The organism is Pseudomonas sp. RL_5y_Pfl2_69 (assembly GCF_963970465.1).
Taxonomy (GTDB): domain Bacteria; phylum Pseudomonadota; class Gammaproteobacteria; order Pseudomonadales; family Pseudomonadaceae; genus Aquipseudomonas.
Map to the genome: position 1 here is coordinate 79,602 of NZ_CAXAOU010000008.1, position 20,585 is coordinate 100,186.

The 20,585-nt window shown below is 61.7% G+C and carries 21 protein-coding genes; 3 read left to right on the forward strand and 18 right to left on the reverse strand.

All coding sequences use genetic code 11. From position 1 onward, the window contains the following. Positions 1–32: 32 nt before the first annotated feature. Genes AACY07_RS15080 through AACY07_RS15090 form a run of 3 tightly spaced genes read left to right on the forward strand, consistent with a single transcriptional unit; the run spans position 33 to position 4,277 of the window. Positions 33–2,282, forward strand: a complete 2,250-nt coding sequence (locus AACY07_RS15080; RefSeq protein ID WP_339475690.1) for an Ig-like domain-containing protein — start codon at positions 33–35, stop codon at positions 2,280–2,282. A gap of 57 nt (positions 2,283–2,339) precedes the next feature. After that, positions 2,340–2,801: a curlin gene (locus tag AACY07_RS15085; protein ID WP_219261748.1), complete on the forward strand. Its 462-nt coding sequence runs from the start codon at positions 2,340–2,342 to the stop codon at positions 2,799–2,801. A 27-nt stretch (positions 2,802–2,828) separates the two neighbouring features. Next, the gene (locus AACY07_RS15090; RefSeq protein ID WP_133079448.1) at positions 2,829–4,277 is read left to right on the forward strand and encodes a curlin; all 1,449 of its coding nucleotides are present in this window, start codon (positions 2,829–2,831) and stop codon (positions 4,275–4,277) included. Positions 4,278–4,990: 713 nt separating this feature from the next. Here the strand turns inward: AACY07_RS15090 and AACY07_RS15095 are convergent. The 18 genes from AACY07_RS15095 to AACY07_RS15180 form a co-directional block, all read right to left on the reverse strand. Continuing rightward, positions 4,991–5,851, reverse strand: a complete 861-nt coding sequence (locus AACY07_RS15095; RefSeq protein ID WP_133079447.1) for a CsgG/HfaB family protein — start codon at positions 5,849–5,851, stop codon at positions 4,991–4,993. A 31-nt stretch (positions 5,852–5,882) separates the two neighbouring features. Continuing rightward, positions 5,883–6,302 carry a curli assembly protein CsgF gene (locus AACY07_RS15100; protein WP_133079446.1) on the reverse strand — a complete coding sequence of 140 codons (420 nt, stop codon included), beginning with the start codon at positions 6,300–6,302 and terminating at the stop codon, positions 5,883–5,885. After that, on the reverse strand, positions 6,299–6,661 hold the full coding sequence (csgE, locus tag AACY07_RS15105) for a curli production assembly/transport protein CsgE (protein WP_339475922.1): 363 nt from the start codon (positions 6,659–6,661) through the stop codon (positions 6,299–6,301). Before csgE ends, AACY07_RS15100 begins: the two co-directional genes overlap by 4 nt. A gap of 26 nt (positions 6,662–6,687) precedes the next feature. Then, entirely contained in the window at positions 6,688–7,227 is a 540-nt protein-coding gene (locus tag AACY07_RS15110) for a type II secretion system protein (RefSeq protein WP_133079444.1), read from the reverse strand. After that, positions 7,202–7,576, reverse strand: a complete 375-nt coding sequence (locus tag AACY07_RS15115) for a type II secretion system protein (RefSeq protein ID WP_339475695.1) — start codon at positions 7,574–7,576, stop codon at positions 7,202–7,204. The genes AACY07_RS15110 and AACY07_RS15115 overlap by 26 nt, the downstream gene beginning before the upstream one ends. 4 nt (positions 7,577–7,580) lie before the next feature. Beyond that, positions 7,581–8,054: a prepilin-type N-terminal cleavage/methylation domain-containing protein gene (locus AACY07_RS15120; protein WP_133079442.1), complete on the reverse strand. Its 474-nt coding sequence runs from the start codon at positions 8,052–8,054 to the stop codon at positions 7,581–7,583. Positions 8,055–8,056: 2 nt separating this feature from the next. Continuing rightward, entirely contained in the window at positions 8,057–9,889 is a 1,833-nt protein-coding gene (locus AACY07_RS15125) for a secretin N-terminal domain-containing protein (protein ID WP_133079441.1), read from the reverse strand. Beyond that, positions 9,886–10,410 carry a hypothetical protein gene (locus AACY07_RS15130; protein WP_339475697.1) on the reverse strand — a complete coding sequence of 175 codons (525 nt, stop codon included), beginning with the start codon at positions 10,408–10,410 and terminating at the stop codon, positions 9,886–9,888. Before AACY07_RS15130 ends, AACY07_RS15125 begins: the two co-directional genes overlap by 4 nt. Beyond that, complete coding sequence (locus AACY07_RS15135) at positions 10,410–10,958, reverse strand: GspMb/PilO family protein (RefSeq protein WP_219261740.1); 549 nt, start codon at positions 10,956–10,958, stop codon at positions 10,410–10,412. Before AACY07_RS15135 ends, AACY07_RS15130 begins: the two co-directional genes overlap by 1 nt. Beyond that, positions 10,945–11,490, reverse strand: a complete 546-nt coding sequence (locus AACY07_RS15140) for a PilN domain-containing protein (RefSeq protein WP_133079438.1) — start codon at positions 11,488–11,490, stop codon at positions 10,945–10,947. The genes AACY07_RS15135 and AACY07_RS15140 overlap by 14 nt, the downstream gene beginning before the upstream one ends. Position 11,491: 1 nt before the next feature. Further along, positions 11,492–12,295: a hypothetical protein gene (locus tag AACY07_RS15145; RefSeq protein ID WP_339475699.1), complete on the reverse strand. Its 804-nt coding sequence runs from the start codon at positions 12,293–12,295 to the stop codon at positions 11,492–11,494. Further along, entirely contained in the window at positions 12,276–13,982 is a 1,707-nt protein-coding gene (locus AACY07_RS15150; RefSeq protein WP_133079436.1) for a GspE/PulE family protein, read from the reverse strand. Before AACY07_RS15150 ends, AACY07_RS15145 begins: the two co-directional genes overlap by 20 nt. Positions 13,983–14,066: 84 nt before the next feature. After that, positions 14,067–14,597, reverse strand: coding sequence for a response regulator (locus AACY07_RS15155; RefSeq protein ID WP_133079435.1), 531 nt, complete (start codon positions 14,595–14,597; stop codon positions 14,067–14,069). Positions 14,598–14,815: 218 nt separating this feature from the next. Beyond that, positions 14,816–15,769, reverse strand: coding sequence for a peptidylprolyl isomerase (locus AACY07_RS15160; RefSeq protein WP_339475702.1), 954 nt, complete (start codon positions 15,767–15,769; stop codon positions 14,816–14,818). Between the two features lie 13 nt (positions 15,770–15,782). Next, a complete protein-coding gene (locus AACY07_RS15165; protein WP_339475704.1) occupies positions 15,783–17,333 on the reverse strand; it encodes a cytochrome c/ABC transporter substrate-binding protein in 1,551 nt (516 codons plus the stop codon). Between the two features lie 9 nt (positions 17,334–17,342). Next, entirely contained in the window at positions 17,343–17,978 is a 636-nt protein-coding gene (locus tag AACY07_RS15170; RefSeq protein ID WP_339475706.1) for an SCO family protein, read from the reverse strand. Continuing rightward, a complete protein-coding gene (locus AACY07_RS15175) occupies positions 17,975–18,631 on the reverse strand; it encodes an SCO family protein (RefSeq protein ID WP_133079431.1) in 657 nt (218 codons plus the stop codon). The genes AACY07_RS15170 and AACY07_RS15175 overlap by 4 nt, the downstream gene beginning before the upstream one ends. Positions 18,632–18,644: 13 nt before the next feature. Further along, the gene (locus AACY07_RS15180) at positions 18,645–20,573 is read right to left on the reverse strand and encodes a cytochrome D1 domain-containing protein (protein ID WP_339475709.1); all 1,929 of its coding nucleotides are present in this window, start codon (positions 20,571–20,573) and stop codon (positions 18,645–18,647) included. Between the last annotated feature and the right edge of the window lie 12 nt (positions 20,574–20,585).

Below are 20,585 nucleotides of genomic sequence, written 5' to 3' on the forward strand. Positions count from 1 at the left end.
CTCACATGCCCAGACCCCCATCAGGAGGCATCATGAACAATTGGCCACGCCTGGCGCTCAACGCCCTGGGACTGACTCTATCGCTGACCGGCAGCGCATTCGCTCAACTCGCAGCCGTCGACCCTGGCCCCTACACCTTCGCCACGGGGAAATTCCCCATGTGGTATCAGGACAAAAACCTGCTGTCGATGGAGCTGTGCCAGTCCCGGGCTGCCAGCTCGCGGGTAGCGGTCAGCGTGCCACCGGCCTACATGTGCACGCTGCTGCCGGAGCCGGGCATTTACGACGACACCCAGCCGATGGTGTTTCCGGACAACTGGCCACCAGAAGCCTTCTGGTTCCTGGCCGAAGCCACCATTCCCGCTGTGGGTAACAGCGGTTTTGAAATGGATGCCTACGTGGCCGGGATCGAAGCCGCCTTCGCCTCGGAAAACCCGGTGGACGGCGACCAGCAGAGCTTTGCGCGCATCCGCATCCGGGTCTCGGTTCCCGTTGCGGGGGTCTACACCATTACCCACCCCTATGGCGTGGAAACCGTCAACGTGACCACCCCGGGGCGCAGGGCAATCAACATTACCCGCGACGTCGGCATCGGGGCGCCGGGCAACTTCAGCGGCGCGGTAAACGGTGCCATCGGGCCGTTCCTGCGCAGCGTCAACGGGCCTTATACCGAAGTGAACCCGGACACCGGCGCCGTCGAAACCTTCGTGGGTGACCCCAACCTCACCGAACTCGTGACCGGCAGCCCCAACAACACCAACTTCGTGCGTATCACCGGGCCGACGGGCACTATCCAGACCAGCCTTTTCAGTGTCGCTGGCAAGGTGCTCGACAACCGGGCGCAAACGCCGGTCGAGATTTCACGCGCGACCTACCGACGGACCACTGCCGGCGCTGGCAGCAATACGCGGGTCGAAGTGTTCGCCAAGGGCGCGAACACCTCGTCCGTGTGCTTTCGCGAATCCATTGCCCTGGTCGCCGGGCCACCCCAGTCGCCTTGCCAGACCAACCTGATTGGCGACAACAATGGCCTCTTCTTCGGGCAACGCTTGCTCACCGGAGCCGTGCCACCGGTCGTGGTGGTGACGGCCACCAACCCCACCGGCACCACACGCCCGACCTCGGTGTCGAGCAAGCTGACCGACCTGGTGAAAATCCAGACTGCGCGCTACAGCTGGGACAACAAAAGCCTGGTGATCGAGGCCACCTCAACCGATGAAGTGGCCATTCCAGACATGGTTGCCCAAGGCTACGGACGCCTGTCCAAAACCGGTACCTTGCAGAAGATAACCGTCGCCGGTCTGGTTCAACCTCCAGCCAGTGTCACCGTCAAATCTGCAGCGGGGGGCAGTGACACCGAACCCGTGGTGGTTGTGGGGACTGCGCCGAACATCGGCGCCAATCAGCCGCCGATCGCCATTGCCGATACCGGCAGTACCAGCTCGGGCGTGCCGATCACCCTTAACCTGCTGGCCAACGACAATGACCCGGATGGCAACATACCGCTCAGCATCACCGCATTGACCCAGCCCCCTGCCGGGCAAGGCACAGTGGCCCTGAGCGGCAGTACCGCGGTCATCTACACCCCACCGGCAGTGGTCAATGCACCGCTGACCGCCACCTTCACCTACAAGGCACAGGACATCAAAGGCCTCGCCTCGACCACGGCAGCCACCGTCAGCATTACCGTTGCGCCAAACCGGCCTCCCGTCGGCGTCAACGATGCCGTCGCGACCCTGGGTGTCGCCATTCCGATCAGTGTGCTGGCCAACGACACCGACCCGGAAGGCAACCTGCCGCTGGCAGTCGCCAGCTTCACCCAACCGGCAGCGGGTCGCGGCACAGTCACCAGCAATGGCACGGTCCTCACGTACACCCCGCCCGCCACGGTGACAGCGGCCTTTACCACGACCTTCACCTACACCCCACGGGACAGCCTGGGAGCGGTCGCTACCGCACCCGCCACGGTAACCGTGCAAGTCTCGCCAAGACCGGCGGCGGAAACCTTTACCGTCACCACGGCAACCGTCTCGGCACGCTCCAACAACCGCTTCACCTGGGACTTTGCCGGTACATCATCGGTCGTCACCGGCAATACCATCACCATCCAGGTCAGCACCCCGACCGGGCTGGCAACACTGGGCACTACCACGGTACCGGTGACCGGGCGCTGGCGCCTGACGGTGAACAACATCACCACCGTGGCGCCGTCGGCCAACCCGACCGCGACCATCACCTCGTCCCAAGGCACCGTACGTACCGTGTCGGTTACCGCGAACTGAGCCTGCGCCCCATCAGCCGTGCGCTGATGGGGCGCAACTCCTGCCAGAGGACACCCCATGAACACTTCAACCGTCGTCCTGCTCTGCATGCTTGCGCTGGGTTGCGGCGCGGGCGCGCAGGCCGATGACTTGATGGAAAACGACGACCTCGGCGCCGCGTCCGACCTTGGCGAGTTGCCCGCGCCGGTTGGCCAGCAGGCATTGATCCAGCAGTACGGACAAGCCAATACCGCCAACGTGCAACAGAACGGCCAGTCATTGCTGGGCACCATTGTGCAGTCCGGCAGCAATCAGGAAGCCTTCATCCTGCAACAGGGCAACGACCTGATGGCAATGATCACCCAGCAAGGCAGTGGTAACAGCGCTGACATCAGCCAGAGCGGCAGTCACAACCGTGCGCAGATATCCCAGAACGGCAACAACAACGACGCCACCATCGATCAGGCCGGTACGGGGCTGCAAAGCGCCGTCAACCAGGCCGGGAATGGCATGAGCGTTTCAGTCAAACAATATCGTTAAAGCACTGCGCTACCTGGAGGTTTCATCATGTTCAAACTGACGCCCCTCACCGCCGCCATCCTGGTCATTGTCAGTGCCCAGACCATGGCTGACGACAGCCTGTCCACCCAGAACCAGTACGGGACGGCCAACATTGCCGATGTGAAGCAAAGCCAGGCCCCGTTCAGCACGGCCAACCAGCAGCAGTCAGGCCAGGGCAACGACGCTGCCGCCGTACAGGACCACGCGACCAGCCCCATCGAGCAGCATCAGGAAGGTGATTACAACGCAGCGTACGGCGAGCAACTGTACGAGAGCTTCAGCACCATCACCCAGCAACAGCTCGGATCCTTCAACGTCAGCCACGCCAGCCAGTCGATCGGCGAAGGGGGCAGCGTCGCGCTGCAACTGCAGCAAGGCGTCGGCAACTTTTCGTTTATCTATCAGGACAGCCAGGACGGTACCACCGGCAAAACCCTGCAGTTCGGTGACGGCAACGAAGCCTATATCGAGCAGATTTCTCCGGGCGTCGCCAACAATGCCCTGGTCATCCAGTACGGCAACACCAACTACGGTACGGCTGAGCAAGTGTTCCACACCGCCGGCCAGATCGATATCAACCAGGCAGGCGATGGCAACTACGCCTACGCTGATCAGCGCAACGGCCTGGGTGGTAACGTGACGGTCAACCAGTATGGCGATTACAACGGCACCGAAGTCTGGCAAGAGACCCAGACCGGCAGCCTGACCACCATCAATCAGTACGGACTGAGCAACGAAGCGGTGGTCGACCAGAGCTTTGGCGAAAACAACTTTGCCCAGATCCTGCAGGTGGGTGATCTGAATGCCATCTACGCCGACCAGTTTGAATCGGTCAACTCGACACTGGCGCTGTACCAGGAAGGCACGGGCAACGTGCACTTCACCTATCAGGCCGGTGAAAACCAGGTGCTGACCGCCACCTCCCTGGGTAGCGACAACAAAGTCTACGCCAGCAACTGGAAAGGCCCGCAAACGGGAGGTCAGTTCGGCAAAGACCAACGGGCAACGGTCAACCAGGTGGGCAGTGGCAACGTGGCCAGCTTCACCCAGGACGGCGTCGGCCACATCATGACGACCCATCAGTCAGGCACTGGCAACGCAACCACCATCAGCCAGGCCGACAACTACAACGAGCTGTACTTTGATCAGAACGGCAGCGACAACATCCTCATCGCAGACCAGCGCGGCACCACCAACCTGGCCCAGGGCTTCTCCAACGGCAACGGCAACAGCACCACGTTCGAGCAGTCCGGCAGTGGCAACCAGGCGTTCACCGCACAGCTGTATGGCAGTGACAACCAGATCACGGTCAAACAGGCCGACACTCTGAACGTGGCTTACGTGACCCAGGGCGGGACAGGCAACATCGCCCGTGTCGACCAGAGTGGGGTGACGCAACTGGCGACCGTGCAGCAATCCGGCTCGGCCAACCAGGCGACCGTGTTTCAGCAATAAGCCCGAGGTAAAAAAACCGCGGCCCCCTTCATACAGGGCTGCGGTTTTTTTATGGCTGTGCGAACAGAGTGCCTGCCATGGCCAGCAGTTGTGGTTTGTGTCGGGGCGCGGATGTTGTGAGCACTGTAAAACCTGTAGGAGCTGGCTTGCCTGCGATGCTGACGCCGCGGTGCTTCAGGCTCATCGAGGTGATGCTTTCGCGAGCAAGCCCGCTCCCACAGCAGGTAGGTTTGTGTCAGGGCGCGGATGTTGTGAACACCTTAAAACCTGTGGGAGCTGGCTTGCCTGCGATGCTCACGACGCGGTGTTTCAGGCTCATTGGGGTGATGCTTTCGCGAGCAAGCCCGCTCCCACAGCGGGTGGGTTTGTGTCAGGGCGCGGATGTTGTGAGCACCTTGAAACCTGTGGGAGCTGGCTTGCCTGCGATGTTGACGCCGCGGTGTTTCAGGCTCATCGAGGTGATGCCTTCGCGAGCAAGCCCGCTCCCACAGCAGGTGGGTTTGTGTCAGGGCGCTGATGCTGTGAGGCTGACGCCGCGGTGCTTCAGGCTCATCGAGGTGATGCCTTCGCGAGCAAGCCCGCTCCCACAGCATGAGGTTTTGTGTCAGGGCGCGGATGCTGTGAGCACCTTAAAACCTGTGGGAGCTGGCTTGCCTGCGAGGCTGACGCCGCAGTGTTCCTGACTCACTGCGGCTGTACCATCTGCAGTTCGGTCATTCAGCGTCAGGGTCGACTTTGTTCTGGGTCAGGTAACGGCCCAGTGTCTCGTTCTGCAATGGGGTTGAACTGTCCCCCGCCACTTGCCACATCTTGCGCTCAATACCCTGGGCCACCAGGTGCCCGACCGCCGATTCAATGGCCGACAACACACACAGCTGCGCCGGTTCGTTGGTGGTGTAACCCACTTCGGCCTCAAGCAGTTTCTTGAATTCGATGAACTTGAACACCCCGGCACTGCGGCCTACCGAGTAGATGGTCTTGCTGGTCATGACATTCGCCAGCACCTGGCCGCTGCGCACGTCCACCGCCCGCAGGTTGACCGACACCTGATCCACCCGGTATTCCCGGGAAATATCGATGCCCAGGTACCGCGCACCCTCCCCGCCGCTGCGCACGTTGGTGTCGTAGGCAATGATGCCGCCTTCGAGCATCAGGTTTGCCGCCTGCAAGGGGGGCAACTCACCCTGGATATTGACCGGAGTGTCGGCTTTTTTCTGCGAAGCACGAATGATCTTGCGCTCGGTCAGCAGGTTCTGCAGGCCTTCACGCTCAAGCACCACGAACCAGCCACTGGACTGCATGGCGTCCATCAACATGCTCGCCGCACCCTGGGTGACGCTCGTGGAAAACGAACTGGCCGGCGTCGGTTTGTATTGCCCGGTCTGATCGCGAAAGTTGTAAACCACCGCCATCAAGCGGCCTTTGGGCCGGGGCATTTTCAGCAAGTCGTAGTAGGTCGACGCCCGGGGTGTCAGGGTCGGTGCCTCGGTGTCCTGTTCGGCCGATACCGTGTCACGCAGGCTGCAACCCTGCAACGCAACACACAATAGCCCCAGCATCAGTATTGTCTTCATGTCCATTACTCCCCATCGCCCCAAAGCCCCATCAGGGAGCGAGGCCATTAACCCGGATTTCCGAGATTTCACCGGTCGCCCGGTCGGTCACGACAATGGTCAGTGCACCGGAATCATCGGTAACGTTGACGATAAAAGCGTCAGTGGACAGGCTCCCCGTGTTGCCGGTGGAGATGTTGTCCAGCAACTGCCCCAGCAACCGCGACTGCAATTGGCTGGTAAAGCGTTCAAGGGCCGAGGTCCCGACAGGCGTGATGCGCGCCTTGATGTCGGGATCGTCAAAGTCATTCTGTGACTGGGCATTGTTCAGCAACCAGGTGCCGTTCAACGGGTTGCCGCCAAACGACGGGTTGATGGGCGTGTAGACCAGCTCTGTGGCCTGGGCCAGGCCACACCCTCCCAGGCATAACAGCCAGAGGCAGGCACGCTGCGAACGTGATTTTGTTTTCATAATTCGTCCCTCTCAAGGTCCGTGGTGTCTTGCAACAAGGTTTCCAGCTTGCGCTGGACAATCTGCATGCGGACCAGGTCGGCGGCCTCGTAGGCTTCGTCCTTGAGTTCCACAGTGTTGGGAGCCAGGAAGCGGCGATACACCAGGCGTTGCTGATATTCCACCGTGACCAGGCTGCCCCAGCGCGCCGAAGGTCGCTCGCGTACCACCAGGTTGAAATCCATCGGGCTGGTGGCACGCAGGCGTTCACTGAACGAGTAGTAAAAGTCATGGCCAATGTGTGAAATCGTGTCATCCACGATAAAACCGAGCATTTCTTCGTCTCCCCTGGCAGCAGAAAGCGGCATTAACAGAGCCATGACCACGGCGGCCAATGTGCGACCGTTCATGGCTGCACCCCCTGCAGGCCGCCGGACTGCCCCTTGGCCCGCTGTGGGGTGCCGTCGAGAAAGGCTTTTTCGGCCACAAACTGCCAGTCCTTGTAACTGGCCATGCCGTTGAAGTCCGACCACTGGCTGGGAAAGTCCGCCTGCTTGAGCGGCTTGACGGTAGAGGGGCTGCTGACCCCCGTGATACGACCGTCGAAACCGCGCTGCAGGGTCCACTCGCCGCCTCCGATCGGGTCTGGATAGAGCTGGCGGATATGGTGTTTGGCATCGGGAAAACGCTCGTCCTGCAACAGGTCTTCGAGGGCTTTCGGGTACTGGGCCAGGCCCGGCGAGGCGCGGTAGTAGCTGCGTAACGCCTGGGCATATTGAGTGCCAACCCAGAGCAACTGGCGCTCGCTGTCGCGGCGCGCGGCGGTCGACCACAGCTGGCCAGCACTGGCCAATCCCATGCCCATGACCATGATCAGGAACAACACGCCCAGGTAGGTGAACCCGCCCTCGGCTGACGGCTTACCACTCGGAATAAAGACTGCCATCACGCGCCCTCCCTGTAGCACCGCTCTTGATGTCTGCCACCCCACCCGCCACGCCTTCGGGAGGTGGAACCACAACCCAGGTGTCCTTGCGTTCGGCAATCGGGTCCATGGGTGAATTGCGCAAGTAGCGCTGTTCCACCAATTGCTCAAGGGATTCGGGGTAGTGCCCGGTATCGCCGTAGTAGTGGTCCAGGGCTTCGCGCATCGCCGAGAGGCTCTGGCGCAGCGTGGTTTCCTTGGAGGCCTCAAGGCTGTTGAAGTAGCGCGGCAAGGCGATGGTCATCAAGGTGGCGATGATTGCCATGACCACCATCAGCTCCAGCAGGGTAAAGCCTTTTTCCCGGCGCATAAGCTCACCACTCCCGGTACGCAATGCCGTTGAGCCCTTTGCCCCGGGCCTTGGAGTACACGTCAAACACGTCCTCACCTTCACGCGGGCTTTGCGCCGAGCTGTCATAGGAACGCAGCCCCCAACCGCCCTCGTCGTCGCGCTTGACGGAGGTCAGCGGGTCATGGGGCACGCGCCGCAGAAAGTAGAACTTGGCGCCCTTGGCGCTGCGCACATCACGTACTCCGTCCACCAGCACTTGCAGGTTCGGCGGGTAGCCACTGCTGTTCAGGGACTTCTCGATGTAACCGGCGTCGAACGCACGCTTGTAGGCGTCGATGGCATCGCGAATCTGGTACAGGGACGTGCGCAGGTCCTGCTCCTTGCCCCGGCGCACCACGGTCTCGGTCAGCGGCGCCGCCATGCCGGCCAGGAGGCCGATCAGGGCTAGCGTCACCACGACTTCGATCAAGGTAAAACCACGTTGCGAGGCGTTCATGATCAAGGCTTCTCTACGAAAACTTGGGTGGAGGCAGCCATCGGGCTGTTGATGATTTCGGTCCGGGTCGCCGGTTCCATCCCACGTTCAGGGGCCTGTATGTGCATGCTTGTCTCGGTGCCTGTCGGGAACTCCATGTCCGAAGGGCTCTGGTACGGCAGGTTGCGCACGATGCGTGGGGTGATCGACAGCACCAGCTCCGATTGGCCAACGGTGTCCTTGTTGCTCCCGAACAGCCGGCCCAGCCAGGGAATGTCACCCAGCCCGGGGATTTTGTTGCCGCTGGCGCCATGGTCGTTGCGCACCAGCCCGGCAAGAATCTGGGTTTCACCGTCATGCAGGCGCAGCGTGGTCTGGGCGTTGCGGGTGTCGACCTGAACCGGAATCGTGCCTTGGCGGGTGGGTTGCAGCGGCGTGGCGTTACTGACTTCCAGGGCGATCTTGATCGCCACTTCGTTGTTCAGGTGCACGGTGGGCTGGACTTCGAGCTTGAGACCGACATCCAGGTAGGTGACGCTCTCGGTGATCACCGGGCCCTGGGTCGAGGGCACTGCGGTGGCGCTGATGATAGGAACGCGCTGACCGATGTGGATACGGGCCTGTTCGCGGTTGCTGACCCGGATCACCGGGCTGGCCAGGGTGTTGATGTCGTTATCCTGAGCGTTGATCTTGGCCTGGGGCGATGGCGAGATGCTGATCCGGCTGGAGGTGATGCCTTTGAGTTGATCCAGTACCGTCACGTCCCCGCCCGCACTGTTCAATACACCGAAGGTGTTCGGCCATTGCAGGCCAAGGTCGAGAATGCGCTGGCGGGCCACTTCCATGACTTCCACTTCCAGCACCACTTCAGGGTTGGACTGATCCTGGGATTGCAGCAGTTTTTCCGCCATGCGAACCGCATCTTCGCTGTCGCGCATGGTCAGGGTGTTGAGGCGCTCGTCTACAAACACATCGCGGGTTTTGAGCATGGTCTTGATCATGTTCAGCGCGGTGTTGGCGTCGATGCTGGTCAGGTAGAAGGTGCGCATCACCAGCTCCTGATAGTCCTTGAGCTTCTGCGGCGAGTCCGGGTAGATCAGCAAGGTGTTTTCGTTCACCACTTTCTGGTGCAGCTGGTTCTGCTGCAGCAGCAAGGCCACGGCGTCTTCGATACGCACGTCACGCACGAAGATGGTGGCTTTCATGTCCGGGCGCAGGTCCTTGTCGAAGATGAAATTCAGACCGGCTACCTGGGACAGCACTTCGAAGATTGTCTTGAGGTTGGCATCGCGAAACTCCAGGGTCACCGGCCGGTCAAGACGGGTACGCAGTTGCGGGTACTGCACGACATTGCGGCTCTGAACCAGGCGAATGTTGCCTTGCAGTTCCAGGGCGCCGTCATTTGTCGGGTCCAGTTCCAGGATCTGTTTGACCTGACGGTCGGCGCCGTAGATGTCGCCGCGACGCAGGTCGCCACGGGCCAGTTCCAGCTTCTCATCCATGCTGCGCAGGTAGTCCAGTTGGCGCAGGGAGTCCTGGGCACGCCGGTTGTTCGGCTCGATGGTCAAGACCCGGCCGTAGCCCATGCGGGCTGCCGCAAAGCTGCGCTTGGCGCGGTCCTGGTCGGCTTCGGTCATCAGCGCCGTAATGGAACGGGCGCGACCATGGCTCAAGGCAAGGTGCAATTCGGTGTCGCGGGGGTTCTCGCGCAGTCCGTCCTCGATCCGCGCCAGGCCAGCTTCGTACTGGCCCGCCTCGATCAACTCGTTCGCCTCCTTTTGTGCGACCTTTGCGGTGCTGCACGCGACGAGCGCGGCGCATAAGCCAAGGCTCATCATCAAACGGGATCGGTTCATTGCGAGCTCCCCACAGACAGTGTCTGAGACAAGTGCAGCGGCAGGTACACGAAGCTCAGTTCCACATCGGAAATGCCCTCGATCCGCCACGTCTTGTCGATTACGTCGCCTTTGCGCACGACGTATATTTTTTCTCCGTCCTGCAAGAACACTTGCAGGTCGCGACGATCATCAAGCCTGCCGACAAATTGAAAGGGCATGGGCGGTACGGTCGGGGCTTGTTCGACCGGGGTCACGTCAACGGGTTGTTCGATGACCGTGGCGAGGACCGCTGCAGCTTTCCAGCTGTGCGCGGAAAACAGGTCGCCGACCGGGCTCAGGTCGCGGATCGGTGCTGCCTTGACCGTGGCCGGTGCGGCGGGCAAGGCTCCCCGCAGAGTGGAAGGACCCTTGCCCCCCGGGGTGGCGACCACGAGCTGATCGTCACTCTCCTCTGCCGGTTGCAGGTACCCGGCGCCCCAGGTCAGCGCCGCAGCCACGGCGAAGAATCCTGCCCAGCCCACCACGCGTTTAGTGTTCATCATGACCTCGACAGATAAAGGGTCATGCGGATCCGGCCAGTCAGGTCGGTGTCGGCGATCTTTTTACGTTGAAACTCCACGTCCTCCACCACCACCGCAGGCAACTGCCCCAGCAAAGCGTGGAGGAAACGGCGCAGTTGCGGATAACTGCCGCGCACCGGCAGCAAAATCTGATAACGCGCCAGGTGAGTCTTGGGGTCGATGCCCAGGGAGTATTCGCCACGGGCCAGGGTGATGTGCTCCTGGGCGGCCAGCGCGTAGATCTTGTCGATGGCCACGGTTGCCTGGGGCTGGGACGGCAGCTTGCTGCGAAAATCGTCGAGCTGGCGTTGTGGTCCGGCCGGAGCCGCCACGCTGCCGTCTTCGACACGGGCCAGGTACTCGCTGGCTTCACGGGTCTGTTGATTAAGCTGCTGCAGCGCTTGCCAGTCGGGCATCAGCACGGCCGGGCCATACACCAGCGCGACCAGCACCAGCGCCGCTCCGGCCAGACCGGGAACGCCCAGGCGTTGCAGGTACTCGTAAATGATCAGTCTAGGGATTTGCATCGCCTATCTCCCAGGTTGCCGACAGGTTGAATTGCACCGGGTGTTCCGGCACGTTGGCGACGATTTCGTGACTGAGCAGTGACACATCGGACAGCTCGTCACTGGCCTCAAGGCGCCGGTGAAAGTCGAGCATGGCTTCCAGGTCGCGGGCTTCGGCACTGATCCGCACCTGGCCCTTGCGTGCATCCGGGGTCAGGGTCAGCAAGGCGATGTTGTCCAGCGGCAGGCTTTCCAGGGTGGCAAACAGACGCTCCCACGGGCGGCGCAATTGCTGGGAAACCTTGCGCATCTCTGCCAGGTTCTGCGCCTGTTCGCGGGTTTGCGCTGGCGTCAGGCCACCCTTGGCACCGCTGTTGCCGGTCAACACGTGTTGGGTGGTCTGCAGGTCGCCTTGCTGTTGTCGGGCCTGGGCACTGAAATGCTGCTGACCCACAAGGCAGCCCGCTGCCAGCAACACACCGGCCACCAGCAGGCTCCAGCCCAGAGGGCTCGAACGGCGAGGCGGCTGAAAATCCAGATTGAGCGCGCGCATGTCAGGCCACCGCCCGGGACATGGCATGCAGGCTGTCACGCACGCCCGTACGGTCCTCATCCAGGGAACAGAGCTGCACACCCGGCACCTCGGGCGCAGAATCCAGGCGTGCTGGCGCATGCAGGTAAACATTCAGTGGTCGCTCGTTACTGGAGGCTTGCAGCTGGATTTCACGGCTGATCAACGCACTCAGTGCGGCATCGCTGTCGCTGCTGCCCACCGAACGCACCGCCACCCATCGCCCTTCTCGCGCCAGGAGCAACACGCTGCGCACCGGTTCGGCCACGACAAAAAGGAAATCATCCGTACCCAGGCGTTTATCGAAGTGATTGAACGCGGCCATCAAGTACGGCTGGACCGAACTCAGGCGCAGGCCACGTCCGGCGACCAGGCTGCGCAAACGCTCCAGCAGTGCTTGAGGCAAGGCGGCCGCAATCCGGTCGTAGCCTGCCGGTTCGGCTGACAGCACCAGGCTCCAGGCTTGGCTATGGGCGCCGTAGAGGTCCTCGAAACACAGTTTGGCGAACCCCAGCAGTTCATCGGGACGGCTGATCTGCTCGCTCCAGGGCACCAGGCAAAAGCGGCTGAAGTGCCCGGAAATCACCACCCGCAATTGAGCCCCGCTCGCCGCATGTTCGCCCAGCAGACGGTCGAGGGTTTCCAGGGCTACCGCCCAGGCATGAAAACCCTCGTCGATAAAGCCGACGCTGCTCAGCCACCGGGTTTCGCCGCCCAGGCACCGGCCCAGGCCGACACCACTGGCGCCGACCACGGCCACATACTGATCACGAGATAAAAGTGACACGATTGATCTCCTCGAGCGTGGTCCGCCCTTCCATCACCAGTTCCAGGGCAGACTCGCGAAGCAGGCGCAAGCCACGGCTACAGGCCACGGCCTTGATTTTTGCAACAGGCTGACGCTCGACGATCATCTGGCGCAGTTCATCGTCCAGGTGCAGCAACTCGGCAATGGCCGTGCGCCCGCGATAACCGGTGCCCCGGCAATGGCCGCACCCCTTGCCGTGGACAAAGTTGTAGGCAGCCACCTGTTGTGGATCGAGGCCGGACAGTTGCAGCTCATCGGCACTGGGCTGATACGGCGTGCTGCACGTGGCACAAACCAGGCGGATCAGCCGCTGGGCGAGCACCGCGTTAAGGGCCGAGACCAGGCTGTAGGGATCGATTTCCATTTGGGTGAATCGGCCAATCACGTCAAACACGTTGTTGGCGTGGATGGTGGTGAACACCAGGTGCCCGGTGAGGGCTGACTGCACGGCGATCTGCGCGGTGTCGGGGTCACGGATTTCACCGACCATGATCTTGTCCGGGTCATGGCGCAAAATCGAGCGCAGGCCCCGGGCGAAGGTCAGGCCTTTTTTCTCGTTGACCGGAATCTGCAGGACGCCCGGCAGCTGGTATTCCACCGGGTCTTCAATGGTGATGATCTTGTCCACGCCGTGGTTGATCTCGGTGATCATGGCGTAGAGGGTGGTGGTCTTGCCGCTGCCGGTGGGACCGGTGACCAGCACCATGCCGTAGGGTTCGGCGGCCAGCCGCCGCAGCTGGCGCAGGGTTTCATCGGCGAAGCCCAGGGCCTGCAACTGTACGCCGCTGACCTTGTCGGCCAGGTCCTGCTTGTCCAGCACCCGCAGCACCGCGTCCTCGCCGAAAATGCTCGGCATGATGGACACCCGAAAGTCGATCTGGCGGCCACTGATGCCAATCTTGAAGCGGCCATCCTGAGGCACACGCTTTTCGCCGATATCCAGTTCGGCCATGACCTTGACCCGGGAGATCACCTGTTCGGCGAACTCGCTGCCCTGAATCTTGCTGATGTTGTTCAGCACCCCGTCGATCCGGTACTTGATGACCAGGCCGGCCCCGGTAGTGCCCAGGTGAATATCGCTGGCGTGCATTTTCAGCGCGTCATACAGGGTCGAGTTGACCAGTTTGACCACCACGCTGGCATCTTCACTGATGCTGGTCAGGGACAGGCTTTGCAGGTTGTCGCTTTCGACATGGGCATCGGCCTGGGCGTTGAGCGATTCCACGGCATGAAAGCTTTCTTCATGACGGGCCAGGTAGGCCTTGAGGTCATCGGCATGCACCAGGTACAGCGGCGCGCCGTGGAGGCAATCATCGATCCAGGCCAGGCGCGCAGTATCAAAGGGATCGGCAAACACGCCAATGACCGTTTCGTCATGGCGCAGCAGCATGAATTCGCGTTTCAGGCACTGGGCCAGCGTGACCCGATCGAAAATCGGGGTGGCCTTGAACAGGGTGTCGGTATCCAGAACGGGGTAGTGCAACGTGCGGCCGAGGCATTCGATGAAAGGCATGGGGGCCAGTTCACAGAGTACCCCCAGGGCTTCGAGCACCCGTTCGCCTGAAGTGACGGCAAGGGCGCGGGCCTGGGCCAGTTGTTCACTGGAGAAAGGAGGCGGTACGCAGTCCAGCAGTGCCGGTTCCACGGCAAGGGATAGACGGTCCATGGCTTGCTCTCCAACGCCGGGGGCTTGACGCCCTGTCGACGCGGCGAGCAATTGCGGCCTGGACCGGAACGGCTTGTCGCGCCACTACTTCCCGGTGAGCAAGCGTTCGTCGTCTTGGGCAAGGGAGGCCGGTGTTCGTCGGCGATCCTCCAGCACCCAACTGCCGTCGTACAGCTGCAGCGGGAAACTTTGATTCCTGTTCTTGCGTCGTTCGACGAATCCTTCAGCGCGTGGGTGGCTGCTGCCCGGTTGGTCCTTCACCTCTAAAAGGTCAAAAATTGCTCGTGCCAGTTCTGCCAATGGAAACGGTTTGAACAGGATATGACTGACCCCACGCTGGCGGGCCCGATCACACACTTCAGTGGTGGGGTGCCCGGTAATCAGTACAAAGTGGCATGTCCTGTTCTGGCGAACGGTATCGAGAACTTCAAAACCTTCCATATCGGGCAAGCGGTAATCGAACACCACCACATCGGGTGCAAAAACCTCGGCTACACCAATGGCCCTGGCACCTTCATGCGCTATCTGGACTTCCAGCCCCTGCGCCTGCAGATAATCCTGCAGGTTTTGCGCAAGCAGCTGTTCGTCATCAACAACCAGTACTTTGTTCACCAAGGTGGACTCCTCGTAACAGCAGGTCCGAGTATCAAGCCTGACGGAGTGCTCACCTTACTTAGGCTTGAGCACACTTCATGCCAGGCAGCACGCAGCGCTTTGGGCTGCTGTATCTGCTTGATACTCATCATAAAAAATTATCCCTGTTACTCCATCCCCCAAAGGCGGGGACGTGTACGGGTGTGGCTTGAAGCTTTTCCCCACTTTTGGGGCCAGCTTCAGTAATTGTCAGTGCGCTCGATGCGGTTGCGCGACCGTAGCTGCTCCAGGACCTGAAGGCGCGCTTGCGACTGTTGCTGTTGGGCGAGGTAAGTGCGAACCATTGCAAATCCCTGCTCCTCTGTGACATCAACTGCATCCAAGTGGTTCTGCAAATAAATAAGATGCCAGCCCACCGCAGTGCGTACCGGTTGGCTGATGTCGCCAACGGCCATGGCAAAGGCCACCGCGTCGAATTCGGGCAGCATGCGCCCCTTGGGAAAATAGCCAAGATCACCGCCTTCGCTGGCGGACGAACCTTCGGAACGGCTTTTGGCAACGTTTGCAAAGTCAGCGCCCTGAGTAATTTCCCGACGTACCTCTACCAAGCGTAGACGCGCAGCCTCGATTGTGGCGGCGCTAGCACCCTGAGCCACCTTGATCAGGATATGCCGGGCATGGACTTGCTCCGGCCGATTCATCTCGCTGCGGTGTTCCTCATAAAAAGCGCGGACCTGCTGATCGTCCGGCGCACCGACGGTTGTCAGTTCGGCAAACACCTTCTGGGCCGCCAGTTCGCGGCGGGTGTACTCGGTATAACTGGCCTCGTCGAAACCCGCGTCGTTGAGCCTGCGCGCAAACACTTCGGACCCGCCCACCGCAGTGCGCGTCTTCTCGACCTGGTCGTTCACCACCGCATCACTGATCACAACGTCGCGCTTGACGGCCTCCTGCCATAGCAATTCCTTGTCAATCAGGGCGTCCAGTGCCTTTCGCCGTAATTGCTGATACGCCTTGGGGTTGCGAATATTGCCCACTGCCCGCCCCTGGTCTTCCAGGTACTCGGCGAAATAACGCTCGAGGCGAAATGCGGGAATTTCCTCGCCATTGACCCGTGCCACGACGGGCTCGTTGCTGCACAGCGCCGCGGGGCCCCAGAGGGTCAGCAGGATCAACCAATTATTGAGTTTCATAAGGGGTCTCCGGTCAGGGCATCGCAGCAACGGGTTTATAGGGGGCTACCAGATAAAAGCGCTGGTCCGGCAGTTCCAGTGCGACCACATGGGCCCCATTGAGGCCCAGGCGGCGGCCGGGGCCGAAGCTGATCTGCGGCGTCAGCCCGGTGGCAAAGTCATGCAGCCCTTCCAGGGCACTGACCAGTTTTTCGCGACTGGCATCCCTTCCGGCCTGCTTCATGCCCTCGGCGAACAACAGCATCGAGCTGAAGGCGCCTACTTGCACAAAGGCATGCTGCCCACCCAGGCCCTCGGAATCGCGCACCTGCGTCAGCGCCAGGCGTCCGGCCGGGGTCCAGTCACTGGGTATGAAGGGGTAGGCAATAAACACCCGGCGGGAAAACTCGACGGGGACCTGGAACAGGTCCCCCGCCACCTGTTGCGCCGTGGCAAACAGATAAGGCGCCTGCCCTGCCCCCTGAAAACGGTTGGCGAGGCTGCTGAAACCGCCACCGCTGCCCAGGTAGAAAACCGAACGGCAGCCCGAGGGAAACGACTCTTGCGCAGGGTCGTAAGCCTGCACATGAACGTCCTGCCAGGCATGAGCCTGTAAATAGAGGCCAAGCTCGTCCGCGGACTTCTGCTGTCCGGGCGCACCGGAGTAAAGGACCCACGTTGGCCCCTGCAACGCCACAAGCTCCTGGCTGGCAAAGTCGGCCAAGGCAATCAACTGCTCGCGCAACCCCGGCAAGGGTTCGAAAATCAGCCTGCTGGACTGGCTCGTACCGAGCAGCGACAACGCCCCTATCAGTGGAACGCCGGCCTGCTCCAGATGGCGTGCAAGCTCGGTGTCGAGTGCCGGGGCCAGGGGCGCGATCAACGCGAAGATCTGCTCCTGATCAATCAGCCGGTCCAGCGCCTGCCCGGCACTGGCGCGATCCGGACCGGGATCGAGGATGGTCAGGCGCAGCTGGCGACCATGAATGCCACCCGCCTGGTTGATTCGCTTCACAGAGCCATTGAGCACCCCGGCGATGGTGGCGGCCTCTTCGGCCAGCGGTCCTTCGGAAGGCAGCAACGTACCCAGGGTGATGCTGTCGCCCTCGAGGCCGGGATCACGATCGTCCGCCACGCGCTTGAGATAAGCCGTGAGATTGCGCTGGTCGTTGATCGACAGGACGAACTGCGGCATGGCCGGGTCGAGCCGATTGCCGCCGGGGTCACGGCCTTCCTGAATGGCCCGGGCCAGCGCACCGTCCGAGTACGCCGGGTAGCTGCGGCCATTGATTTGCTGCTGGCCATGAATGCTGCTCAGGCGCGACCAGCTCAGGTCTGGCGGTCGTACACCCCCCTCCGGGCGCCCGAGCCCGTCGGTGCCGTGACAGTTGGCGCACGGCAAGCTGGTGGCGGGCAACAACATACCGGCGGCGCCGACCCTGGCCATGATCGGTTCACCACTCGCCGACACTCCTTCACGGTACAGGCGCTTGCCGGCACTTTCAGAGGGGGTCAGAGGCAATGCCTGGGCACAGGCAATTGCGCCTGTGAGCAGTAACATTGCAAGGGCGAGTGAGGTTTTCATGGGGCACGCTCAACGCCCGGCTACAGGCATTGTCAGCAGCTGCAAGCGCTGGGCAATGGCCGCCGCCGGGGCATCGGGGCGGATCTTGCTCCAGCGTTTGTTGGCCACATCACCGACAATCAGTTGCGTGGAGTGTTGCTCGGGGGTTGGCACGATCTGGCCAATGCGCCCCAGTACCAACTCCATCTGCGCCTTGTTGCCGGTCAAAAAAAGCCAGTGGGGATCGTCGACCCCTTGTTTCAAGGTGTAAGCCTTGAGCACCGCCGGTGTGTCACGCAGCGGATCACTGGTAAGGGAAATGAAAGTAATGCCATCGGCCTTGTCCCCCAACACCTCACGCACCTCCTTGAGTTTGCGGGTGATCAACGGACAGGCATCGTTGCAACTGGTGAATATCACGTTCAGCAACACCACACGGTTTTCCAGGGCGTCGCTGTAGAAGCGCAGGGTCTGACCGTTCTGGTCCAGCAAGGGGGTGTCGGTAAACCAGGTTCTGGCATCACGGGTGCCCGTGGACGGAGGGGCTACAGCGGCAACCGCCGCCGGTGCTTCAGAGGCTGATTGCGAGTGCCCTTCGTGGGCGAGCGTCACGCTGCTGAACAGGCAAACGCACACACTCATGGCCATGCGGTCGAGGATTTTCATGGCTGCTGCTCCATTGCAACGGCGGTGTGTTTGGCATGGGCACCGCGCTGACCCCTGAGTTTTTCCACTTCGTGGATCAGCACCGCCGGGTCAGTGAAACCGTAAAAACGGGTCCAGTGCCGGCTATTGCCGTCGCCCACCAGAATCAGCGGTGCATGATTTTTCAAGTCGCCGCCGAACGTACCCAACCCCTTGAGCGTGTCATTGACCGACTGGGTCGAACCCGTCAGCCAGCTCCAGCCCGGCCCGCTCTGAAAGGCACGGGCGTATTCATTCAACCGGCCGCTGTCGTCACGCTGCGGGTCGATGCTGATGGAGACCAGTTGCACTTCGCTGCCCACCCGCGCGCCCAGCTGTTTCTGCACCTTGCCCATGATGGAGGACACCACCGGGCAAACCGTAGTACAGCTTGTGTAGATGAAACTCATGACCACGATTTTGTTGGCCACCAGATCCGGCTCCAGATGGACCGACTTGCCGTTCTGATCAACCAGCGCGACGTCGGCAAAACTGACTGGGGCGCCCTGGGTGCTGGCGGGGGTCGCCGTCATGTCATGGCCGGCATGTTCATCCGCCGAATGGGCCTGGGCCTGGCCGATACCGCAGGCCAGCAGCCAGAGGGTCGTTAGAGCACAATGGGCAAATCGGTTCATGTCGATTTCCTCTTCAATGAGCAGCGCCGGGAAGTACCCGCACGCTGGCAAAAGTCTTGTCGTCGAAGCCCGCGCCAAGGGACGCTGCGCGCACATGCAGGTACCAGGCACCTGGCTGGTCGAGGGTCAGCGGGACTTCGTAGACGCCCTCTCCCACCTCCCGCGCCGCCACCGCCTGTGCCCGTGAGGACGGCGCGAGGAAGTAGCGCACCTGAACATCCCCGACCCCGCTGCGCCGGGTTTTCTGCTTGCCCTGAACAATGCGAAAACGCACCACGTAAGGGCTGCCAAGGGGCGTCGTGGAGGTATCGAGCATGAACTCGACCTTGGGCACGCCCGCCACCCGGCTCGCCTCTGTCGCCGGTTCTACATCCGCCGTGAAGCAGTGGATGATGTTCGGCTGATTGAGCAGGAAGGCCACATCGAAACGTCCGGCGGGGGGCAGCTTGATCCGAGCGCTGTAGAGCCCCGGCGAGACTTCACGCAGGCTGCGGTCAATCACCAGCGCGGCCCGCGCCACTTGCCCGCGGTTGGGGTAGCCGGACATCGGGGCATTCATGCCCTCGGCGTAGAAGTAGGTGGTGTTGTCCACCGGGTTGACCACGAACACCGCATTGTCGTCCCGCGACACCGCCAGGCTTGAAGCCAGGGGCAAGTCACCGGCCAGGCGCGGCGCCTGTGGGCCTGCTTCGAAGCCCTGGGTGATCGGGGTACGCCCTTCCCCGAGCGACGCGAGGTTGATCATCGTGACCTTGGCCGACGCCAGGCCCCGGATGTAGGCATAGGCCTTGGTGAACACCACTTGATAGGGTTCGGCGGACACCGCCACGTCATGGATCAGCGAATCGTTGCTGGCATCGATGACCGACGCCTGGTTTTCCAGGGTATTGAGCACAATGCCAAAGCGTCCGTCGGCGCTGAAACCCATGGGCCCCAGGCCCTGCTTGAGCCTGATGACCCGTCGTACCGCCAGGCTTTGGGTGTCGACCACCGTCACCGTACCGTCCTTGCCATCCGCTACATAGACGGCCTGGGACAGTGGCGAAATGGCGATCGACAACGGGTGTGAGCCAGTCTTGAGCTGCTTGCTCAGGGTCAGGCTGGCGATGTCGATGATGCTCACCGTGCCGTCATCGCGGTTGCTGACAAACGCATGCCGACTGTCCTTGCTGAACGCGATCTCATGATGACCGGCGCCAGTTGCCAAATACTTGAGTGGCTTGAGGCTCTGCGCATCGATCACCGTGACCCCGGACTGCTCGCGGGCCTTGGCGTTGTTGCCCACCCACAGCAGGCGTTCGTCCGGTTGCAGGGCCACGCGCACCGGGTTGCTGCCCGCCGCAACCGAGTCGATCAGCTTGAATTGCTCGCTGTCGATCACCGCCACTGCATCGGCTTTGGGCATGGACACAAACACCCGCTTATTGTCTCTGGGCGTGATCCAGTCCATGGGCGGCTGTTTCAGGTCGATGCGCGATAACGTACTGGTGATCCCCCCCACTGACACTTGCGGGTCAACCACCGACACACTGGCATCACGATTCATCACCATCAGGAAATAGCTGTTGAGATCCAGCAGCGGCCGGGCGCCGATGCTCGACTTGAGAAACACCCCGACTCGCGACTTGCAGCTGTGCTCACGCCCCTGGGCCAGGTCGGCGGCAACGGCCTGGGGGTCGAGCCAGGCACCCGGTGCAACCCCCGCCAGAGGCTGGCCAGACGTGGCGTCGGTGATCCGGAAACGCACATCGGCGAACTCACCTTCACGCAGTACGCCGTCTTTGGCCAAGGGCTGTACATTCAAGGTGACGGTCACACCGTCACGCACCAGCGTTTGTTCGCCCTTAGCCTGTGGTTCGGCCGCCCAGCACACGCCCCCCAGGGCGCACAGTGTTGTTGCGAGCATCCACCCACACACACCGGTTCCAATGGCCTTGTTCATTGTCTTTCTCCC